Origin of the sequence: Paraburkholderia sp. SIMBA_027 (assembly GCF_046535315.1) — a bacterium.
Lineage (GTDB): Bacteria > Pseudomonadota > Gammaproteobacteria > Burkholderiales > Burkholderiaceae > Paraburkholderia > Paraburkholderia tropica.
The window spans coordinates 1-267 of record NZ_JAWRWY010000717.1 but is presented as its reverse complement, the minus strand read 5'-3'; the positions used below and the strand labels follow the sequence as shown (position 1 = coordinate 267).

Sequence of the window (267 nt, the reverse complement as noted above, 5' to 3'; positions counted from 1 at the left end):
CGTTGACGGATTTCGCGCTCGACCCCCGGCTCGAAAAAGACAGCATCAGCGTCATGCAGACCGGCCTTTGCGATCTCAGATTATCGAAGGACGCACGCTGGCCCTGGCTGATCCTGATTCCGCGCCGCGCCGGGATCACCGAGATTTTCGAATTGACGCCGCTCGATCAGGTGATGCTGACATTCGAGACCGAGGTGGTGGCCAGCGCGCTCAAGAAGCTGACCGGGGCGACAAAAATCAATGTCGGGGCTCTTGGCAATATCGTCC

The 267-nt window shown here is 59.2% G+C and carries 1 protein-coding gene; it reads left to right on the top strand.

The genetic code is table 11. The features are described 5' to 3' along the window. On the top strand, nucleotides 1-267 hold a 267-nt coding region (locus SB764_RS40915; RefSeq protein WP_410866888.1), incomplete at both ends, for an HIT domain-containing protein.